This is a genomic window from Dysosmobacter acutus (genome assembly GCF_018919205.1).
Lineage (GTDB): Bacteria > Bacillota > Clostridia > Oscillospirales > Oscillospiraceae > Oscillibacter > Oscillibacter acutus.
Window position 1 is genome coordinate 2,268,217 of the sequence record NZ_JAHLQN010000001.1, and the last position, 19,810, is coordinate 2,288,026.

Consider the following 19,810-nt stretch of genomic DNA (forward strand, 5'->3'; position numbering starts at 1 on the left):
ATGAACCCCGTTTCCCGAATGTCGATTCCCATACGCCGCACCAATTCCGCACCAATTTGCCATGAAAATATATGTAGATACATGGATTTATGTAACAGAAAAGTACACAAATATGGGTTTTATTGAGCTTTATAAAGGTATATTGAGATATGAAACAGGCGTTTAACCTATGATTACCCCAATTTGCCGGATTCCATTATGAGTTTTTTAAGAGCTTGGCCAGCGCCTGACGCTTGTTTCTCCCTTCGCCGCCCAGGCCCAGCTTCTCGTAGACGGCGTTCAGGCGGTTGTTGACAGACTTCACGGAAATACTCAGAATTTCGGCGATCTCCCGGCTGCTCTTGCGCTGAGCCGCCAGACCGGCAATCTCCAGCTCCCGCTCCGTCAGACCGTACTGCGCCAAAAGGCCCCCTTCCCGCCGGATGGCCTCCCGTCCGGCGCGGAACCTGGCAGCGAGGGTATGCAGATGCTCATGGACTTCCCCCTCTGCCAGCTCGTCCAGAAGCCGGTCCAGACAGGGATCGCTCTCGGCGAAAGGCAGCAGGATGCCGTCCGGCTACGCCAGGGACCAGGCCTCCTGAAGCGCTTGCAGTGTGGCCGTTTCCTTTCCGAGATGCATCAGCGCCACGGCGTTTTGCAGATGGGCATACATGCCGCACAGGGCGAACCGGGCATCGGCGCTGGCTCGGAGCAGCCGGGGCGTCCGGGCCGCTGCCTGGGCCCACTGGCTCTGCGCCAGCAGCACGCGGCCCACGATCACCTGAAAGACCGGCTCGATCAGCGGGAACACCTGTGCCATGCTGGCGCCTTCCGCCGTCAGCCACGCGGGAAGCTGCTCCGTCTGCCCCAGCAGGGCGCTGAGCCATCCCCGGCCCAGTTCCACGGTGGTCAGCAAACGGTACTGATGGGCGCGGCGCAGGGTGTCCGCCGCCCGGTCCAGGCTCGGAAAGCCGCCCCGGAGCGGCTGGTCATACAGCGCCAGCCGGGCGGAGAGAACGGCGGCGGCCGTATAAATGCTGTATTCTCCCGCCTCCAGCGCCTGTTCCTCCGCCTGGCGGCAGAGAATATCGGCGTCGGTCAGGTTCCCCCGCATAAATTCCGTTTCGGCCTGCATGATGGTCGCCGCGCCGCTGCCATGTCCGCTGGCAACGCGGCTGTAAATAGGCATGCATTCCCGCATCTCGGCATTCTCCCGGTCAAGGCCGCCGCTCTTGCTGTGATAGAGCATCAAAACGGAAGGTGAGCCCTGCGTCCATGGGTTGCGGTCCGCAGGGATCAGGGCGCGGATCTGCCGGTGATAGGCGCTCATGGCGGAAATGTCGTTGAAGCACAGGAAAGACAGGCGCAGCAGGGCCTCTCCCTCCAGCTGATCCCGCTCCCGCCGGGAAAGGTCGGTGCAAAGGGCCATGCTGCGCTGAAACAGTGCGTGATACCGCCGCATTTCCGGGATGTCCCGGCCGTAAAAGAGCAGCAGCATGAATACCAGAAGCGCCCGCGGATGGCGCAGCTGACATTCCTCCGGGCAATTGGCCATCCAGCGGCGCATCAGCGGTAGCCGCTCGGGGCCGAAGCTCAGACCCCGGTCCTGTCCCACTGTCCGCAGGAGATCATCCCACCTGCCGGCCTTTTCATAACACTCTGCGGCAAGACAGCACTCTCCCGTCCGCTCATACCACGCTCCCAGGCGGGCAAGCGTGGCGTTTTGCTCCGCCTCCGGCAGCAGTGCGTACTTCTTCCGGGCGCAGGAGCGCAGCATATTGTGATAGCGATACACACCGTCGGTACAGGTGATAAAGGCATTTTGTTCTGTCAGCTGGCTCAGCAGCGCCGCAGTGTCATCTTCCGGCCACAGGAACTCTGCCTCTTCCATCGTGAAATCATCCGGCACACCCAGCCGAACCAGAAATTCCCGTTGACGGGCCGTCAGGGGACGAAACAGCACCTCGTCTATGAGCGGATAGATATTTGTGGTGTTTTCCGGCCATTTTCCGGTCTGCGTATAGGCCCGCAGCTTCAGATAGACCATGGAGAACCAGCCCTCGGTACTGCTGGCCAGCATATTCACATCCCGGATGTTCAGAAGCTGGCCGCTCCGGCGTGCATATTCCCGGACGTCCGTTTCTCCGAGCCGCAAATCGTCCACATTCAGTTCCCACAGGCGGGGCCCCAGCTTCATCTGTGCCGCCCGGTCAAAGATCACGTTGCGGGAAAGCAGAATAATGTGGGTCCGCTCCGGCAGGTGATCGTTTAAAAACAGGATTAGAGATGTAAACGCGGGATTCGGCAGAAAGTGCAGGTCATCAATGATGTAAAAAATATCGTGGGACTTCCCGGCCAGAGCATCGGTCAGCAATTCCATCATCAGCTGCCGCGCCTGTGGATCTGCGGGAAATCCAAGAGCAGACATATCCTTTTCCAGTTCCGGCCATTCCCGGAGGTTCCGGCAAAAGCCTCGCCAGAAATCCGCCAGGGAGTCCGTGACGATGGTCTGCCGCAGGATCAGAGCATCCGATTTCTTCTTTTGGCAATGATCTGCCCACCAGCGGATGGCTCTGCTTTTCCCGTATCCAATCGGGGCCACGATGGAAGTGACCGGATATTCGGAAATGTGGGACAGCTTATCGGCCAGCGCACTGGAGATATACGTTGTATTCAGCTTGACAGGCATTGCGAGGCACCTCGCTCATTACATACTTGTCATTATACTGGGAAATGCCTTGAATTGCAAGAGATTGAAAACCATACACAAGAAAGCGGCAAACCTGCAAAGCGGGACCCACTTTGCGAAAACCGCAGAAAGGCCCTGGCTGTAAGGTTTGCGGTAACCAGATAGAGGAAATTGATAATGAAGTACATCGAACGCTAAAGATGGCTCTACCGAAGTTCTGGATTCGTGAGGACGTATATTTCACAGTAACCCGGCGGAATGTGTAATATTGCCAGGGGTAGAGAAAAAAGATATTCATCCGCTTACTGATGGACAGGTGAAAGATTCTCTGAAAGCAGCTAGCTCGGAAGACCATAAAATTGACAACCCGCTAACGCTTACTATACTCTGGCAGTCTATTTCCCTATAGAAGATCAAGGCAACTCACTTTCAAAAAATGATGTAAAAATACCCCGGACCCCATTGCGCTGCAATGGATTCCGGGATTGTTTCTTTCTGATTCTCTGTGGGACGCGAAAAACGCAAAATATTTTCCATATTTGGGGTGTTTTACTTGCGCCGTTGGGTTTCTGCAACTATCGCAATTTACAAGCTTATACCGGACAGTGATAAGGGGGAGTCTGACTGTTGCCAGATTCACAGGAGTGGATGGTCAACGTATAACGTAGACGATCGAGAACGCAGGAACCGGAACTATTACATTACGACTACGCATAACGTAAACAAAAAGATATGTTGACGATCGACTACGTTATGCGTAACGAATGGGGCTTCCGCACAAACGCCACATAGATTTTGGTATGATAGCCAATCCGTTTGTCTCATGGTAAACTGATGGCGTATTGATTCAATGAGCTTCCCCGGAACGGGCCTTGTTATGCAGTGAGCTGAGGATGCGGAGCATCCCCGCAGGTTGAACGGCTTTTGTCAGGAATGCGCTTGCGTTCTCGAACGAAAACGTTATGCGTATCTCTCTTTATAAAATGCCAAAAATAATTTCAAATTAGGCACAGATTAACACGAAACAACACCAGATAAACTCTCAGAAATTTGACATATGCGACATCTTGTGCTAATATAATCTTGTTTTTATTAGATGTGCCCACTCCCGGCAAGTGGAGATTGCTAAGTTGTGAAGTGACCCTGAATGTGGTCGCTATGGCTCTGCACGATTGTGCAGCTTTGATTGCCCCTCAGGGGTATTGGGATCTGTTTTCGCCTGTCTGATGGTTTTTGTGGCTTTGCACCCATGGAACTTCGGTGCCTGCTCGCATGCTCGTGCGCAGGAATGTTGCGGGAATATGATCGGTTTGGGATTTACCTGCTTTTGCAGGGTTTGTAGGTATTGGGGAAAGCACTGTTTTGGATAATTGTGCAGTCCCGGTTTTAGGATGAATATTGCTTACTAGAGGTCTGAAAAGGGCGAAAGCCGTTTTCAGGCCTTTTTGTATCCATTTTTAGATGAAGAAAGCCCGGTTCCGGTTCAGGACTTGTCTCCCTAGACCGCTGCGGGCGAGGAGGTTTTTGTATGTTGAAGCTTTTTATTACCAGAGGAAATGATTTCAGACCGGTCTGGACTGCCGGTCACTCCCGCTTCTGGCAAAGTGTGAGGTCCTTTTGGTTCGCCATCCAGCAGTGCCAGCTGCTGGGCTTTGTATCCGGACAGTCAGAGTGTCCGGCCGGTTATGCAAAGCTCTCTCAGCAAATCAGACCTGCACCGAAAGGTCGAAGAACACCAGCGGCATGTATGCTGCAGCCGTTCCCAACGGTCGTGTTCGCCGCAGTCTCACCAGGCAGGGAACTTCCATCCCTACGCGGCATTGATACTAAACAGCCAATTTCATAAACAGAGACAGAGAACGGAACAGAGTTCCTAAGTGCTGATACAGCAAGGTTTCTTCGAGTGATCGCTTTCTGTTTCTGCGGAGATCATCCAGAAACGGGGTGTTTGTGCCAACGGGTGTACTGCGTCCATTGGGCACTTCAGAACACAGGAGGAACCTTTTCATATGAGGATCAAAATTCAACAAGTCGGCATTTATGAGACACTAGTTGCACAGTTGGATCGTATTTTCCGCCACAATCGCCAAGGCAGCTTTCATACGAAGCGGCGTTATTATGAGGCCATGAAGCGATTCTGTGCCTACTTGGCCGATGTGTATCATCTGCAGAAGCTGTCCAACATCAGCGGCAAGCATCTGGTCAGTTATGTGATCTATCTGCAGGATACCGGTAAATCGGCCAGTACCATCAAAACGGATCTGGCAGCCATTCGGTTTTTCCATGACAAAATGGATCACAAGTACACTCTGCCTTCCAACGACGAGTTGGGCATCACACTGGAACGCCGCAGGTTCGGACAGGATGACCGCACCTGGAGCATGACGGAGTTCAACAAGATGCTGGGCAAGGCATTGGCGATTGACCGCTATGACTTCATCCTTGCACTTTACCTGGCCCGGTATGCTGGCCTGCGTATCCACGAGTGCTTCCGCATCGACACCGCCACGGCAGAGCGGGCGCTTCGGGAGAACGCCATCACCATCAAGGGCAAGGGCGGCAAAGTGCGGACTGTCCCCATCAATGAGCAGATTGCCATTGCCATGCGGAAGCAGTTGGAGCGCACGCCACGGGGACATAAGCTGCTGGTGCCCGATGACATGCCCACGGATCGGGCTATCAACCATCTGCAATTCTTCATCATGCGGCACCGGGATGAAGTGCGGGATGTGGATTCCGACCGTCCTATGACCTTCCACGGACTTCGCCATACCTATGCGGCGGAGAAGTACCAGGAGCTGGTCGACAGCGGCAAGGGCCCTCTGGACGCCCATTTTGAAGTCTCCCGCCTGCTGGGCCATGAGCGGCCGGATGTGACTAATATCTATCTGGCCTCCGTGAGAAAGAGTGACAAGCATGAGCAGTAATTACCACTCTTTCGAGGAACTCCCTCTGACCCTCCGGGTAGAGGACCTGATGCCCATTCTCGGCATTGGGCGGAATACGGCTTATGAGTTGGTGCGTTCCGGAAAGATCCGCAGCATTCGCATCGGGCGTCAGCTGCGTATCCCCAAAGATGCTATACAGGACTACTTAGCTCAGCGTTAAGCGAGAGAAAAATTGACCAGTCCCAGTGTTTGGAGTACAATAGAAGCACCCTAAACACGGTGGACTGGCCCACGCTCGGAAAGGAGTATTATGAAGCGCAATAAGAAAAATGCGCAGGGAGCAGGGACCATCCGCAAGCGTTCTGATGGTCGGTGGGAAGCACGATTTACAATCGGCTTCGATCCCGTCAACGGAAAGCAGAAGCAAAAATCAATTTATGGAAAGACGCAGAAAGAGGTCCGGGAAAAGCTCGCGCAGGTCACGGTTGAGATCGATGAAGGGACCTATATAGAACCCTGTCAGATGACGCTGGAAGAATGGATGACCATTTGGCTGGCGGAATATATGGGCGATAAAAAATGGTCCACCATCAAGCACTACAAGGCTCAGGTAAAATCCCACATTCTCCCGGCTCTGGGGCATTATCCACTATCTCAGCTGAATCCACACATCATCCAGGCGTTTGATAACGCATTGCTGCGGGGAACCGGGAAAGAGAAGCCCCTGACGCCCAAAAGCGTACGCAACGTACACGGTGTCCTGCGCAAGTGTCTGGCCGTGGCTGTGCAGCTGGAGTATATCCGCCGCAATCCCGCAGAGCCGGTGATCCTGCCACGGGTAGAGAAGAAGATCATCAAGCCGCTGACAGATGAAGAAGTACAGAAGATGATCTGCGCCGCAGGTGACGATGGCTTCGGGACACTGTTCAAAGTTGTGGTATTTACAGGGCTCCGGCTCGGTGAGGCGTTAGGCCTGACCTGGGACTGTGTGGATTTCACCAAGCGGCGGCTGACCATTGACAAACAGCTGCAAAAGCGCCCGATTGCTGATGGCGGATTCGTTTTTGCCTCCTTGAAAAACGATAAGGTGCGTGTTGTCGCGCCGGCTCCCTATGTGCTGGATCTGCTGAAAGAGTGGGAACAGCGTCAGAAAGAGTGGCGCCTGAAATGCGGCCCGGAATGGCAGGGGTGGAAAAATGAAAAAGAGCGGCGGACCGCTCTTGTATTCACCAATGAGTTCGGCGGACATCTGCATCCCCAGACCGTATACAATCACTTCAAGAAGCTGGCGATATCTGTCGGCGCTCCCAACGCCAGGGTGCATGATCTTCGTCATACCTACGCCGTCCTGTCGCTCCAAAACGGAGATGATGTCAAAACGGTGCAGGGAAATCTGGGACATGCGACAGCGGCCTTCACGCTGGATGTCTATGGTCATGTTTCGGAACGTATGAAAGAGGATAGTGCCAACCGGATGCAGCGGTATATTGAGGGACTTCGTTAGCTTTTGCGCTGGCTCCAAAAGATTGTAAAATCTCGTAAGGGTCAAAGTAAGGGTCAAAACGCAGAAAAAAGCCCTGAAACCCTTGGGATTTCAGGACTTTTTATGGCAGCGGGTGAAGGATTCGAACCCTCACAAACGGAGTCAGAGTCCGGTGTGCTACCATTACACAAACCCGCTGTGTTCAAGCCGTGAACAGGTTATATTATACTCCTTATCTCAAATTTGTCAATAGAAAATTGCCCGCAGTTCCCAAATTTTTTCCACGGTTCCATGGATCTCCCGGCATAACCGACAGGATGCGGCAAAGGCTAATTTCGGGGTGATTGCAAATGAAAAACCACCGTCCAAAGGACCTGCCCGCTCTGCGCCTTGACCCGGAAGAACGGCTGTGCCCGGCCTTTGACAGCGTCAGCATTGCCCTGTATCCTGTGGCGGACCGCGGAGAGATGGGCTTTCGCGTTCTGGACAACTTCTGTGAAGAGCACATCATGTAAGAAAGAAGGGACGGCCTTATTGAGGCTGTCCCTTCTTTTCATACTCGTCCAGGAAGGAATGGAGCACCCCGCCGGTCTTATATCCCACCATGGTGTCAAGCTGCACACCGTGGATGGCCTGAAAAATGCTCTTTTCCACGTTGGGGTTGATTTTACGCAGACGGTAAATCATCTCCTTCATCTCCTGGCGCTTGGAATTGCTGGCGCCGTCCTCCCCCACGGTCCGATTCTCGGTCAGTCGGCAGGCGCACTGGATGAACGTTAGATGGTTGTAGTTTTTCCAGGCAATGATGTCCTCCTCATGGACGCAGTACAGCGGCCGGATCAGCTCCATTCCCGGAAAGTTCCTGCTGTGGAGTTTTGGCAGCATGGCCTGAATCTGGGAGCCATACAGCAGCCCCATCAGCGTGGTTTCGATCACGTCGTTGAAGTGATGGCCCAGGGCGATCTTGTTGCAGCCCAACTCTCTGGCCCGGCTGTAGAGCGTCCCGCGGCGCATCCTGGCACAGAGATAGCATGGATTTTTCTCCACCGCGGCGGTCACGTCAAAAATATCGCTTTCAAAAATGGTGACAGGGATATCCAGCAGCTTGGCGTTGGATTCGATCTGCTCCCGGTTCTCTCTCCGATAGCCCGGGTCCATCACCAGAAAAACCAGCTCAAAAGGCGCAACCGTATGGTTTTGCAGCTCCTGCATCAGCTTTGCCAGCAGCATGGAGTCCTTGCCGCCGGAGATGCACACGGCGATCCGGTCGCCCGGAGAAATGAGCTCGTAGCGCTTGACCGCCGCGATAAAGGGGTTCCACAGCACCCGTCTGTATTTCTTGATGATGCTCCGCTGGGCGGTCTCCGCCGCCGTCAGTTCCCGGGCCATGGCCTTCCTCCTCTTTTACATCCAGATGGCAAACAGTTTCAGCACCGTCTCCATCGCCTTGCGGTACCAGGGGCGCTTGTTCCAGTCGTCCTGGGTATACCGGGCGCTGACCTGAACGATGTTGTCCATATCCTCAAAAATCTCCTCCACCGCCGGTACGTCATAGAGCAGAACGCCGCACTCATAGTGGAGCTGGAAGCTGCGGTAATCCATGTTGATGGACCCCACCAGTGCCACCTCCCGGTCCACCATCACGGTCTTAGAGTGGAGAAAGCCAGGTGAGTATTTGTATATCTTCACCCCGTGGGCCATCAGCTGGCCATAATAGGTCTCCGCCACCAGATAGGTGAACTTGTGATCCGGAATGGCCGGAACCATCAGCCGCACATCCACTCCTCCGTCTCCGGCAATGCACAGGGCCTTGACCATGGACTCCTCGATGGCCAGATAGGGCGTGGTCATATAGAGAAAGCGGCGGGCGTTGGAGATCAGCTGAAGATAGGTCTCCTCGGCGGGGTTGTCCGGGTTATTCATGGGTCCGTCACAGAGGCACTGACAAAACCCGCCGCCCTGTCCGGAGGATTCCGGACGGTAGTAGTCGTGCTCATTGTCCAGTGTGCCGCCTAACATCTCCCACATATGGACAAACTGGGAAGTAAGGCCCCACGCGCCCTCTCCCCTCAGGCAGACCCCGGTGTCCTTCCAATGGCCCAGGCGGTTGATGATGTTGGCGTATTCGTCGGCAATGTTCAGTCCGCCGGTATAGGCGCTCCAGCCGTCGATGACAGCGATCTTCCGGTGGTCCCGGTAGTTGAAATACAGGCGGTTCACATATTTGTGAACCGGGTTGAAAATCTGGACCTGAATGCCCGCGTCCTGGATCTGCTGGAGCATGGCGTCGGACAAGCGGGTGATATTCCCAAAATCGTCGAAGATGATCTTGATCTCCACACCTGCCGCAGAGCGCTGGCGGAGCACTTCAAATATCCGGTCCCAAAGCTTCCCCTCCGCCAGGATATAGTATTCAAGAAAGATATAATTTTGGGCCTTCTCCATGGTTGTGATCAAATCCGCAAAGAAATCAGCGCCCTCCCGAAAGTAGCGCACCTCCGTATTGCGGTAGAGGAGAAACCCTCTCTTTTCCAGATAGGTGGCCAGCCGCTCCCAGGTGGGAAGAGCTCTTGAAAGGCGGGCTATGTTGTTGCTGCTCTCCATGCGGGCGCTCTGGCGCTCCACCGGCAGGGGCACATATTTGAGGCTCAGCTGCTTTGCCTGGTGGGTACCGCCCCAGAGAATATAGAGGATCATACCTGCCACCGGCACAGCAAGGATCAGTAAAATCCAGCTGATTTTATAGGACGGACTCCCTCCCCGGTTCAGCACCCCCACCGCGCAGACCAGGGCAATCAGCTCCATGATCAGGTAGATCACGGTGGAGTACCGCCTGGTGGCAAAAGCCAGTCCCAGGACCACGGCGATTTGCAGCAGCAGCGTGAGGCAGACCATCAAAATCCGCAGCGCCGCGGAGATGTGCCGCTCCACCCGCTGCCTCTTGCTCCCTTTTTTTACGACTCCATCTGCTTTTTTCACGCTGGATCCGCCCCCTTCTTCCCAAGTTCGCCGCTGTGCTGGAACAGGAAATACCACCAGTTTGTTTTATTATATAATAGGATGCCGCCGAGGCGCAACCTTCATTCCGACAAATGTGTCCCGGTTCAGTCTGTCCGCCTTGGCAAATTTTTACCCACTCTCCCCGCACAAGCCACGAAGCAGACAGCCCTGCCTCCGCCTTTGACAGGCACAGCCGCCCGCCTGGAATCCAGACGGGCGGCTGATTGATTATCCATTTTGCTGCAGCAGATTCTGCTTGATGCCGAACAGGCGCGCAGACAGGTCCACATAGAAGGTGTGCGGGTTGTCGAACCGGCGCACTTCCTCCCAAAGCGTGTCCACCTGCTGGGCGCAGTAAGCGCGGACATCTTCCAGCTTAGGCAGGTCGTAGATCAGCTCCCCGTTCCGGAACACCTGTACCTGAAGCGGGCGGGCCTCATAGTTCACCACGGTCTTCTTCTTCCAGGTGGCGTTGGGGTCAAAGAGCAGCAGCGGCTTCGAGTCGTCCACCACTTCGTCGTGGACGCAGAGATAGTCGGCGATGGCCTTTCCGGTACAGCGGTTGAACAACCGGTAAGTCTTTTTGAAATGGGGGTTGGTGATCTTCCCCACGTTCTCGCTGACCTTGATCTTCGGGATGATGTTCCCCTGCTCATCCTCAATGGCGGCAAGCTTGTAAACGCCGCCGAACACCGGCTCGCTGCGGGCGGTGATCATCCGCTCGCCCACGCCGAACTGGTCGATCTTGGCGTCCTGAAGCAGCAGGTCCTGAATCAGATACTCGTCAAGAGAGTTGGAGACGGTAATGGTGCACTCCGTCCATCCGGCCTCATCCAGCATCTGGCGGGCCCTCCGGGTCAGATAGGCCATATCTCCGGAGTCCAAGCGAATGCCGCACTTGGTGATCCCCATGGGCTTGAGCACATCGTTGAAGGCCCGGATGGCGTCAGGGATACCCGACTTGAGGGTGTTATAGGTATCCACAAGCAGCACCACATTGTGGGGATATATCTCGCAGTAGGTCTTGAAAGCCTCATACTGGCTGTCAAACATCTGCACCCAGGCATGGGCCATGGTGCCGCCGGCGGGGACGCCGAACAGCTCGTCGGAAATGGTACAGGCTGTTCCGCCGCAGCCGCCGATGTAGGCGGCCCTGGCGCCAGTGACAGCGCCGTCCGCGCCCTGGGCTCTGCGGGAGCCGAACTCCAGCACTGTGCGGCCCCGGGCGGCCCGGACAATGCGGTTGGCCTTGGTGGCAATCAGGCTCTGGTGGTTGATGGTCAGCAGGGTAAACGTCTCAATGAGCTGAGCCTCAATGGCCGGCGCCCGTACGGTGACAATGGGCTCCTGGGGAAAGATCGGCGTTCCCTCCGGCACGGCGTAGATGTCTCCTGTAAACTTAAAGCTGCGCAGATACTCCAAAAACTCTTCGGAAAAGAGATTCTTTCCCCTGAGGTACTGGATGTCCTCCTCGGAGAAATGAAGGTCCTGGATGTACTCCACCAACTGCTCCAGCCCGGCGGCAATGGCAAAGCCGCCGCCATCGGGCACATTGCGGAAAAATACGTCAAAATAGGTGATGCGGTCCTTTAAGCCGTTTTGAAAATACCCGTTGCCCATGGTCAGCTCGTAAAAATCGCAGAGCATAGTCATATTCAGCTTTTCATCGGTTCTCATTTCAGTCCCTCAGATTCCTCATGTATTGCCCTTTTGCAGGGCTTCATTCAGAGTATAGTCCATTTTCTGCACAAAATCAATCATTCTTTGCCAATAATTTGTCAAATGTAAAAGCATTGACTTTGCTGGTAAAGTCGCCTATTCTTAGGGAGGACAATTCTTCCATGGGGCAGACCCCGGAAAGGAATCGGAATGAGTGTGATTTTGGGAATCGACATCGGAGGCTCCACCACCAAGATCGTGGGACTCCGGCAGGATGGAACTGTACTGTCCATGCTCCGTGTGCGGGCGGAGGATCAGCTGACCTCCCTCTATGGCGCGTTGGGCAATTACTTAAAGAGCAACCGGCTGAACCTTCAGGACGTGTCCCACATTGCCCTCACCGGCGTGGGCGCCTCCTATGTGGACGGCAATATCTACGGCATCCCCACCGAGGTGGTCAGTGAGTTTACGGCCTGCGGACTGGGCGCCCTGGCCCTGTCCGGCCAGGAATCCGCCCTTGTGGTGTCCATGGGCACCGGCACCGCCTTCATCTGTGCCAACCGAACGGGAGAAATCCGCCACATCGGCGGCAGCGGTATCGGCGGCGGCACCTTAGGCGGACTGTGCCACAAGTTAGTTGGCATGGAGCGCTTTGGACAGATCAAAAAGCTTGCCCAGGACGGCGATTTGGGCAAAGTGGACCTGACTATTCAGGATATCTCCCGGGATGCCGAGTCCTCCCTTCACCCGGATATGACGGCGGCCAACTTCGGAAACCTGGCGGAGGACGCCACGCCGGCGGATTTGGCGGCAGGCGCGGTGAATCTGGTGCTTCAGGCCATCGGCACCATGTCCATGTTGGCCTGCACCGGCTGCGGCACCCGCACGGTGGTTCTGACCGGCTCCATGACCACCCTTCCACAGGTGGAACCCACCTTCCAGATTTTTCACCGCCTCTACGACATCCGCTATATCATCCCTGAGAACGCCACATTCGCCACGGCCATCGGCGCCGGGCTTTGCAGTATGGACGCCACCGCGGCAGTGAAAGGGACTTCATGAAAGAAAACAAGTACGACGACCCTCTCTTTTTTGAAAAATACAGTCAGATGTCCCGCTCCACTCAGGGACTCAGCGGCGCCGGCGAATGGCCCGCGCTGCAAAAGCTGCTGCCGGACTTCTCCGGTAAGCGGGTCCTTGACCTGGGCTGCGGCTATGGCTGGCACTGCATCTATGCCGCGGATCAGGGTGCCGTCTCTGTGTTGGGCATTGATCTCTCAGAGAAGATGCTGGAGGTGGCCCGAAAAAAATCCGTCTCTCCCGTGATTTCCTACCGCCGGGCGGCCATGGAGGACCTGGACTTCCCCGCGGAGAGCTTCGACGCGGTGATCAGCTCGCTGGCCTTTCACTATGTGGCGGATTTTCCGGATCTGGTGCAGCGCATCCATCGCTGGCTCATCCCGGGTGGCGCCTTTCTCTTTTCAACAGAGCACCCTGTTTTCACCGCCTGCGGCTCTCAGGACTGGTACTACGGACCTGATGGGGAAATCCTCCACTTTCCGGTGGATCGCTACTTTGAAGAAGGGGCGCGTAAAGCGGTCTTTCTTGGGGAAAAGGTCACCAAATACCACCGGACGCTGACTTCCTGTCTGGAGTCCCTTTTGTCCTGCGGCTTCCTGCTCCGTCATGTGGTGGAGCCTCAGCCGCCGGAGGAGATGCTGGAGCTCCCCGGGATGCGGAATGAACTGCGCCGGCCCATGATGCTTCTTGTCTCAGCGCAAAAACAGTAAAAAGACCGCTCCCGATTTTCGGGAGCGGTCTTTTACTCCAACCAAAAAAAGGCCCTGACCACTTGGGTCAGGGCCTTTTCAGGATTCAGTCTTCCTCTTTCTCCTCGTTGGCCAGATCGCTCAAATCAAACTCTAACTTTTCGCCGCAGTTGGGGCAGATGACCTCGCCCTCTTCCAGGATGGAGTCGTCAAAATAGATGGCCTCTTCGCAGTTGGGGCAGACGGTCTCGTAGCACTCCTCGTCTTCGTCGTCGTCCTCTTCCTCATAGACCAGGCTCTCCAGATCAGCCAGATCGTCGCTGACGGCGTCCAGGCCATCCTCCAGGTCGCACTGCTCCTCCTGCATGTCGTCGATCTCCAGGGCAATGTCGTCCAGGATATCGATGATGACGGAAATCAGCTTGCCCTCTTTGGACTCCGCGTCCAGCGCCAGGCCCTCGGCCAGACCCTTCAGGTAGGAAACCTTTTCAGAAATATTCATGTTGCAGCTCCTTTCAAAGCCGTGGCGCAGAGGATTCCGCGCCGGATAGCTATCTTTCCGGCAAGCGCGCCGGAGCGAACAAAATTAGTCCTTGCAACGGGACATATACTCGCCGGTGCGGGTATCGATGGTGATCTTGTCGCCCACGTTGATGAACAGGGGCACCTTGATCTCCGCGCCGGTCTCCAACGTGGCGGGCTTGGTCACGTTGGTGGCGGTGTCGCCCTTAAAGCCGGGCTCTGTCTCCGTCACTTCAAGGTCCATAAAGTTGGGCACTTCCACGCCGAAGACGCTGCCCTTATAAGACTGCAGCTTGCAGACGGTGTTCTCCTTGACAAAGCGGAAGGCATCGCCCAGGACGTCCCGGTTCAAGGGAACCATATCAAAGGTCTCGGGGTCCATGAAGTAGTACAGGTCGCCGTCGTTGTAGCTGTACTCCGCGTCCTTGCGCTCCACAAAGGCCTGCTCAAACTTTGCGGTGGGGTTGAAGGAAGTCTCAGTGACCGCGCCGGTCACCACATTCTTCATCTTGGTACGGACAAAGGCCGCGCCCTTGCCGGGCTTCACATGCTGGAACTCCACCACGGTCATGATCTTGCCGTCCATCTCAAAGGTGACGCCATTTCTAAAATCGCCGGCAGTAATTGTTGCCATATTTTTTCCTCCTCAAACGAATATGAGAAAACAACCTGCTGCGATTATTTTCTCTATTACAAAAAAGTGCAAGCAAAAATAGCCTATGATATTTTATCCCAATTCTACGCCTATTGCAAGTATTTCCGTGGGAAAAGCCGAAAAATCTTTCCAATTTTAATGTTCCGGGACCTCCGCGCCGGTTTTCAGCCCAATCCGGATGGCCTATCCGCCTCTGCGCAGATCGGTCTGACAGCGGCGCTTAAAGGGCTCCTGCATGGCATGGATTACCCTCTGCCACATCGTCACCGGCCCGCCCACGGGCTCCACCATCAGCGCGGGAACACCGGCCCGCTTGGCGGCCAGCACATCCGTCAACAGCTTGTCCCCCAACATGGCGGTACATGCGCGGGAGGCTCCCGCCCGTTCCATGGCGGCGTTGAGTCCCTGAGGCGACGGCTTTCTGGCATGGCCCTGATAGGGCACGCCCAACTCGGCACAGAATTCATCGACCCGTCGGCTGGAACGGTTGTTGGAGACGATCATCAACTGGATCCCCGCCTCATGAAGGGCGTCGATCCACTGTCTGACCTCCTCCCCCGGCCGCCGGGTGGATTTGGCCGCCAGTGTGTAGTCCAGGTCAGAAAGCAGCAGCGTGATCCCGCGCCGCTTCAGCTCATCCGGCGCGATCTGGGAAAAATGATTGAATACCGCATCCGGCACCAAGGAAAAACTCATGTTCCGCTCCTCTTTCGCATATCTTGTTATCAGTATATCAGCTTCCAAACGCTTCCACAAGGGGGAGATCCTTTGCAGCTCTATCTTTCTGTCACACCGGAGCAAATCCGTCCGGCCTCAGCCTACTATCGAAACTTTGCCCATGTGGCCTACCGCATCGGGTCGGAGTCCACGCTGCTCTACAGCAATCTGCTGATCCAGACCAGAGGCGGCCTTTTGTCCCTCAGCGACCTGGACGCACCCACCATCACCGCCCCGCAGCGGCTGGCCGGCGCGGTTATCCGGGAGTGCTGCCGGCGGGGCTACAGCGGCGTTGTGGCTGACTTTGAGGCAAAACCCACTCAGGACCGGCTGCAGTTTCTGGCCCGTCTTCAGGAGATGCTGCAGCAAAACCAGCGTGTGCTCTATGTGCCGGAGACCTACCGCATGCCGGGCGCCGTCACCCTGATCACCACCGCCATCTCCGGCGGGGACTTTCAAACCTATCTGGAGGATAAGGTGCGGCAGGGAAGCATCGCCCTGGACTTACAGCGCCTGCGGATGGATTTCCCGCTCCCCGCCCCTACCGGAGAGGGCTCACCGCTGACCGCAGAGTCTTTCGCAGTGCTCTCCAAAGACCGGTCCGTCTTCTACTCCCCTTCCCTGGCGGCCCGGTACTTCACCTGCGTCCAGGGGGGAGAAACCCACTTTGTCCTCTATGATGACGCGGACACGCTGCGCCGGAAACTCCAGATCGGCAAAAAGCTGGGGGTCAGCACCGCGTTTCTCATGTATCCTGAGGTGGCGGACCTTCTGCCCGCTCTTTTCGGCCAGCCCCCCTCCAGAACGGGGAAATAGCCGGTCATCAGTCCATCGCGGCAAGCCCATTACCGGAAAGAAAAAAAGAGGTCTGCGTTTCCGCAGACCTCTTTTTTCTATTAATAAAACTTCTTATTCCGGTTTTTACGGGCTGCCTCAGATTTCTTGCGGCGCTTCACGCTGGGGCTCTCATAGTGCTCTCTCTTGCGGACTTCCGCCAGAACGCCGGCCTTTGCGCAACTGCGCTTAAACCGCTTCAACGCGCTGTCAATCGATTCATTTTCCTTCACATGGACTTCAGACATTTATATTTCCCTCCCTCCAGAATGCCGGGTACCCGACACTTTAAGGGCCATAATCTATGGCTTTAACGAATGCATTATACCTGTTTACAGCACACTTGTCAAGAGGAACTTCGAATTGTCCCCTTTTTAGATAAGTATTGATGGGAAAAGCTCTGTCGGTTTCATCGAGCAGCCTTGAAAGGAACAAGTCGATATGATAGTATTTCAGTATCGGTAGAAATGTTTATTATCCAAATCGGATAAGGCGTACTCCTCAAGCTGAAATTGGACGGTAACTCATATGCAAATATATTGGTGGTTTTTAATCCCCGCAATCTTTCTTGCAATCTTTTCAGATAAGATAGATATGGCTGTAAAAGCGGATAAAAAGCTCAGAAAAGCGATATTCGTTTTTTGCGGCGGAGTGACTTTGGTATGTATCATTGCAATTATTGCATCGCACTTTGCTTGATATGCAGTTTCATCTGATTGATATACTGTGATTTGAACGGGAGAACCCCTACACCAAAAGTGCAGGGGTTCTTTTTATTTATTTCGGCGAAGGCCACTTTATCAGGCATAGTATCGGCGCTTATGTGAAAATGATATCTCAAATTCCCGCCATTGTGTGTCCGGGCCCTTTTCAGTATACCCCTCCGGAAAAGTACCCGGCCGGAGGCTCAAAACCTCCGGCCGGATATTATCTTATCTCTTGACGATCAGGTTGATCAGCTTGTTTTTCACCAAAATGGTCTTCACAATCGTTCCGTTTTCCACGGCCTTGGCCACCCGCTCCACCGCAAGGGCGGCGTTCACCACATCCTGCTCGGCGCTGTCGGTGGGCACGATCACAGTGCCCCTGAGCTTGCCGTTAACCTGCACCGCCATCTCCACCGAGGCGGCCACGGTCTTCGCGGCGTCGTAGGCGGGCCAGGGCATCTCACAGGCCATCTTACCCTCGGCGGCGGCAAAGCCCAGGTTCTCCCACATCTCTTCCACCATATGGGGGGCGAAGGGAGAGAGGAGCAGCAGCAGCGTCTTTATGTCGCCTCTGGTGCAGCCGTCTGCATAGAAGTCGTTGACCAGCGCCATCATCGCCGCGATGGCGGTGTTGAACTTCATAGCCTCAATGTCGTCGGAGACCTTCTTAATGGCCTTGTGGAGCGCGGCTTCGTGCTTGGGGGTGTGCTCCAGGGAATCGGTACACGCCTCGGCCAGGTTCCACACCCGGTCCAAAAAACGCTTGCAGCCCTTCACCGCCTGGGTGGACCAGGCCGCGGCCTTTTCAAAGTCGCCGATGAACATGATATAGGTGCGCATGGTGTCGGCACCGAACTGATCCACAATGTCATTGGGATTCACCACATTGCCCCTGGACTTGGACATCTTTTCGCCGCCCTCGCCTAAGATCATACCGTGGCTGGTACGCTTGGCATAGGGCTCGCATGTGGGCGCCACGCCGATGTCGTAGAGGAACTTGTGCCAGAAGCGGCTGTAGAGCAGATGCAGCGTGGTGTGCTCCATGCCGCCGTTGTACCAGTCCACGGGGGACCAGTAGTCCAGCGCCTCCTTGGAGGCCAGGGCCTTATCGTTGTGGGGGTCCATATAGCGCAGGAAATACCAGCTGGACCCGGCCCACTGGGGCATGGTGTCCGTCTCCCGCTTGGCCGGAGCGCCGCAGCAGGGGCAGGTGGTATTGACCCAATCGGTCATCTTGGCCAGGGGGCTTTCGCCAGTGTCGGTGACCTCATAGGAGTCCACCTCCGGCAGCAGCAGCGGCAGCTCCGACTCCGGCAGGGGCACCCAGCCGCACTTGGGGCAGTTGACCAGGGGAATGGGCTCGCCCCAGTAGCGCTGACGGGAGAAGACCCAGTCGCGGAGCTTGTAGTTGGTCTTGGGATGACCGATGCCCTGCTTGGTGACCCATTCCTTCATGGCGGGGATGGCCTGCTTCACCGTCAGACCGTTCAAAAAGCCGGAGTTGACCATGATGCCGGTATCGTCCTTCAGCGCAAAGGCCTCCTTGGTGATGTCGCCGCCTTTCACCACCTCCACGATGGGAATGCCGAACTTGGTGGCAAACTCCCAGTCGCGCTGGTCGTGACCGGGCACGCCCATCACGGCGCCGGTGCCGTAGCTCATCAGCACGTAATCGGAGACGTAGATGGGGATTTCGGTGTTGTTCACCGGATTGACAGCGGCCACGCCTTGAAGGCGCACGCCGGTCTTTTCCTTGTTCAGCTCACTGCGCTCAAAGTCTGACTTGCGGGCGGCCTCCTCCCGGTAAGCCTCCACTTCCCTCCAGTTTTTCAGCTGATCCTTCCACTTTTCAAGGAAAGGATGCTCCGGGGAGAGCACCATGTAGGTGACGCCGAAAAGGGTGTCGCAGCGGGTGGTGTAGACCGTCATGGTGTCGCCCGAGGTGGTGGTGAAGTCCACCTCGGTGCCCTCGCTGCGGCCAATCCAGTTCTTCTGCTGGGTCTTGACCCGCTCGATGAAGTCCAGGCCGTCCAAATCGTCGATCAGGCGGTCGGCATACTTGGTGATGGCAAGCATCCATTGGCTCTTCTCCTTGCGGATGACCTCGCCTCCGCAGCGCTCGCACACACCCTCCACCACCTCTTCGTTGGCCAGGACGATTTTGCAGGAGGTGCACCAGTTCACGGGCATGGAGGCCTTGTAGGCCAGGCCCTTCTGATAGAGCTGGAGAAAAATCCACTGGGTCCACTTGTAGTAGTCCGGATCGGTGGTGTTGACCTCCCGATCCCAGTCAAAGGAATAGCCCAGCATCTGGAGCTGCTTGCGGAAGTTCGCCACATTGTCATGGGTCACTTTGGCGGGATGGATGTGGTTTTTGACCGCGTAGTTCTCCGTGGGCAGGCCAAAGGCGTCGTAGCCGATGGGAAAGAGGACGTTATAACCGTCCATCCGCTTTTTCCGGGCCACCACGTCCATGGCGGTATAGGGCCGGGCATGTCCCACGTGGAGACCCTGTCCGGAGGGATAGGGGAATTCCACCAGGCCGTAGAACTTGGGCCGGGAAGCATCGCCGTTGACCGCGGCGAAGGTCTTTTCCTTCAGCCACTTCTCCTGCCACTTTTTTTCAATCGCTGTGAAATCGTATTTCATTGCGCTTCTCCCTCATATTCATGAAAGTTTTCTCTTAAATAAAACGCCCCTGACCATTTGGTCAGGGGCGTTGATACGCGATACCACCCTGATTCAGCCGCCGGTTGCCCGGACGGCCCTCAGTGATCCAAAGGATCTCAGCCGGTAACGGGGCCAAACCGTTCCATCTTAGGCCAGAGGCATCGGACGGAAAACTCCGGGATCAGTTATACACGGAACTCCCCACCGGCTCGCAGCGGCCGCCGGCTCTCTGAAGGCG

17 protein-coding genes, 1 tRNA gene and 1 other annotated feature (1 of these 19 cut by a window edge) are annotated in these 19,810 nt (G+C 55.7%); of the genes, 7 read left to right on the plus strand and 11 right to left on the minus strand.

The window, feature by feature from the left end; all coding sequences use genetic code 11:
* Positions 1-196: 196 nt before the first annotated feature.
* Positions 197-403 carry a response regulator transcription factor gene (locus KQI82_RS10855; protein ID WP_216632774.1) on the minus strand — a complete coding sequence of 69 codons (207 nt, stop codon included), beginning with the start codon at positions 401-403 and terminating at the stop codon, positions 197-199.
* A gap of 153 nt (positions 404-556) precedes the next feature.
* Positions 557-2,668: a winged helix-turn-helix domain-containing protein gene (locus KQI82_RS10860; protein ID WP_216632775.1), complete on the minus strand. Its 2,112-nt coding sequence runs from the start codon at positions 2,666-2,668 to the stop codon at positions 557-559.
* A gap of 2,009 nt (positions 2,669-4,677) precedes the next feature.
* Between KQI82_RS10860 and KQI82_RS10865 the strand changes: the two genes are divergently transcribed.
* The 3 genes from KQI82_RS10865 to KQI82_RS10875 all read left to right on the plus strand — a co-directional run bounded on the left by KQI82_RS10865 (position 4,678) and on the right by KQI82_RS10875 (position 7,060).
* Positions 4,678-5,595: a tyrosine-type recombinase/integrase gene (locus KQI82_RS10865; protein ID WP_216632776.1), complete on the plus strand. Its 918-nt coding sequence runs from the start codon at positions 4,678-4,680 to the stop codon at positions 5,593-5,595.
* Positions 5,585-5,776 (plus strand): helix-turn-helix domain-containing protein, encoded by a 192-nt coding sequence (locus tag KQI82_RS10870; protein WP_216632777.1) that lies wholly within the window; start codon positions 5,585-5,587, stop codon positions 5,774-5,776. The genes KQI82_RS10865 and KQI82_RS10870 overlap by 11 nt, the downstream gene beginning before the upstream one ends.
* A 90-nt stretch (positions 5,777-5,866) precedes the next feature.
* Positions 5,867-7,060, plus strand: coding sequence for a site-specific integrase (locus tag KQI82_RS10875; RefSeq protein ID WP_216632778.1), 1,194 nt, complete (start codon positions 5,867-5,869; stop codon positions 7,058-7,060).
* 103 nt (positions 7,061-7,163) lie between these two features.
* Here the strand turns inward: KQI82_RS10875 and KQI82_RS10880 are convergent.
* Positions 7,164-7,237, minus strand: a tRNA-Gln gene (locus KQI82_RS10880).
* A gap of 152 nt (positions 7,238-7,389) precedes the next feature.
* Between KQI82_RS10880 and KQI82_RS10885 the strand changes: the two genes are divergently transcribed.
* A complete protein-coding gene (locus KQI82_RS10885; RefSeq protein ID WP_216632779.1) occupies positions 7,390-7,554 on the plus strand; it encodes a hypothetical protein in 165 nt (54 codons plus the stop codon).
* A 16-nt stretch (positions 7,555-7,570) separates the two neighbouring features.
* On the opposite strand, the gene KQI82_RS10890 is transcribed toward KQI82_RS10885, so the two are convergent.
* The 3 genes from KQI82_RS10890 to KQI82_RS10900 all read right to left on the minus strand — a co-directional run bounded on the left by KQI82_RS10890 (position 7,571) and on the right by KQI82_RS10900 (position 11,716).
* Complete coding sequence (locus tag KQI82_RS10890; protein WP_216632780.1) at positions 7,571-8,428, minus strand: tRNA lysidine(34) synthetase; 858 nt, start codon at positions 8,426-8,428, stop codon at positions 7,571-7,573.
* Positions 8,429-8,443: 15 nt separating this feature from the next.
* A complete protein-coding gene (cls, locus tag KQI82_RS10895; protein WP_338148973.1) occupies positions 8,444-10,018 on the minus strand; it encodes a cardiolipin synthase in 1,575 nt (524 codons plus the stop codon).
* A 249-nt stretch (positions 10,019-10,267) separates the two neighbouring features.
* Positions 10,268-11,716 (minus strand): nicotinate phosphoribosyltransferase, encoded by a 1,449-nt coding sequence (locus KQI82_RS10900; RefSeq protein ID WP_216632781.1) that lies wholly within the window; start codon positions 11,714-11,716, stop codon positions 10,268-10,270.
* 192 nt (positions 11,717-11,908) lie between these two features.
* Between KQI82_RS10900 and KQI82_RS10905 the strand changes: the two genes are divergently transcribed.
* On the plus strand, positions 11,909-12,760 hold the full coding sequence (locus KQI82_RS10905; protein ID WP_216632782.1) for a BadF/BadG/BcrA/BcrD ATPase family protein: 852 nt from the start codon (positions 11,909-11,911) through the stop codon (positions 12,758-12,760).
* The gene (locus KQI82_RS10910; protein ID WP_216632783.1) at positions 12,757-13,488 is read left to right on the plus strand and encodes a class I SAM-dependent methyltransferase; all 732 of its coding nucleotides are present in this window, start codon (positions 12,757-12,759) and stop codon (positions 13,486-13,488) included. The genes KQI82_RS10905 and KQI82_RS10910 overlap by 4 nt, the downstream gene beginning before the upstream one ends.
* Before the next feature lie 85 nt (positions 13,489-13,573).
* Here the strand turns inward: KQI82_RS10910 and KQI82_RS10915 are convergent, their stop codons facing one another.
* From KQI82_RS10915 to KQI82_RS10925, 3 genes are all read right to left on the minus strand, one after another.
* The gene (locus KQI82_RS10915) at positions 13,574-13,969 is read right to left on the minus strand and encodes a CD1247 N-terminal domain-containing protein (protein WP_216632784.1); all 396 of its coding nucleotides are present in this window, start codon (positions 13,967-13,969) and stop codon (positions 13,574-13,576) included.
* An 84-nt stretch (positions 13,970-14,053) separates the two neighbouring features.
* The gene (gene efp / locus KQI82_RS10920) at positions 14,054-14,623 is read right to left on the minus strand and encodes an elongation factor P (protein WP_187333795.1); all 570 of its coding nucleotides are present in this window, start codon (positions 14,621-14,623) and stop codon (positions 14,054-14,056) included.
* Between the two features lie 204 nt (positions 14,624-14,827).
* Positions 14,828-15,340 (minus strand): YqeG family HAD IIIA-type phosphatase, encoded by a 513-nt coding sequence (locus tag KQI82_RS10925; protein WP_216632785.1) that lies wholly within the window; start codon positions 15,338-15,340, stop codon positions 14,828-14,830.
* 72 nt (positions 15,341-15,412) lie between these two features.
* On the opposite strand from KQI82_RS10925, the gene KQI82_RS10930 reads away from it, so the two are divergent.
* Complete coding sequence (locus KQI82_RS10930; protein WP_216632786.1) at positions 15,413-16,177, plus strand: glycoside hydrolase family 18 protein; 765 nt, start codon at positions 15,413-15,415, stop codon at positions 16,175-16,177.
* 80 nt (positions 16,178-16,257) lie between these two features.
* Here the strand turns inward: KQI82_RS10930 and rpsU are convergent, their stop codons facing one another.
* Together rpsU and leuS are read right to left on the minus strand one after the other, a co-directional pair.
* Positions 16,258-16,443: a 30S ribosomal protein S21 gene (gene rpsU / locus KQI82_RS10935; protein ID WP_187333792.1), complete on the minus strand. Its 186-nt coding sequence runs from the start codon at positions 16,441-16,443 to the stop codon at positions 16,258-16,260.
* 684 nt (positions 16,444-17,127) lie between these two features.
* The gene (gene leuS / locus KQI82_RS10940; RefSeq protein WP_216632787.1) at positions 17,128-19,551 is read right to left on the minus strand and encodes a leucine--tRNA ligase; all 2,424 of its coding nucleotides are present in this window, start codon (positions 19,549-19,551) and stop codon (positions 17,128-17,130) included.
* A 60-nt stretch (positions 19,552-19,611) separates the two neighbouring features.
* Positions 19,612-19,810 (minus strand) — a binding site (T-box leader); it runs 34 nt beyond the window's last position.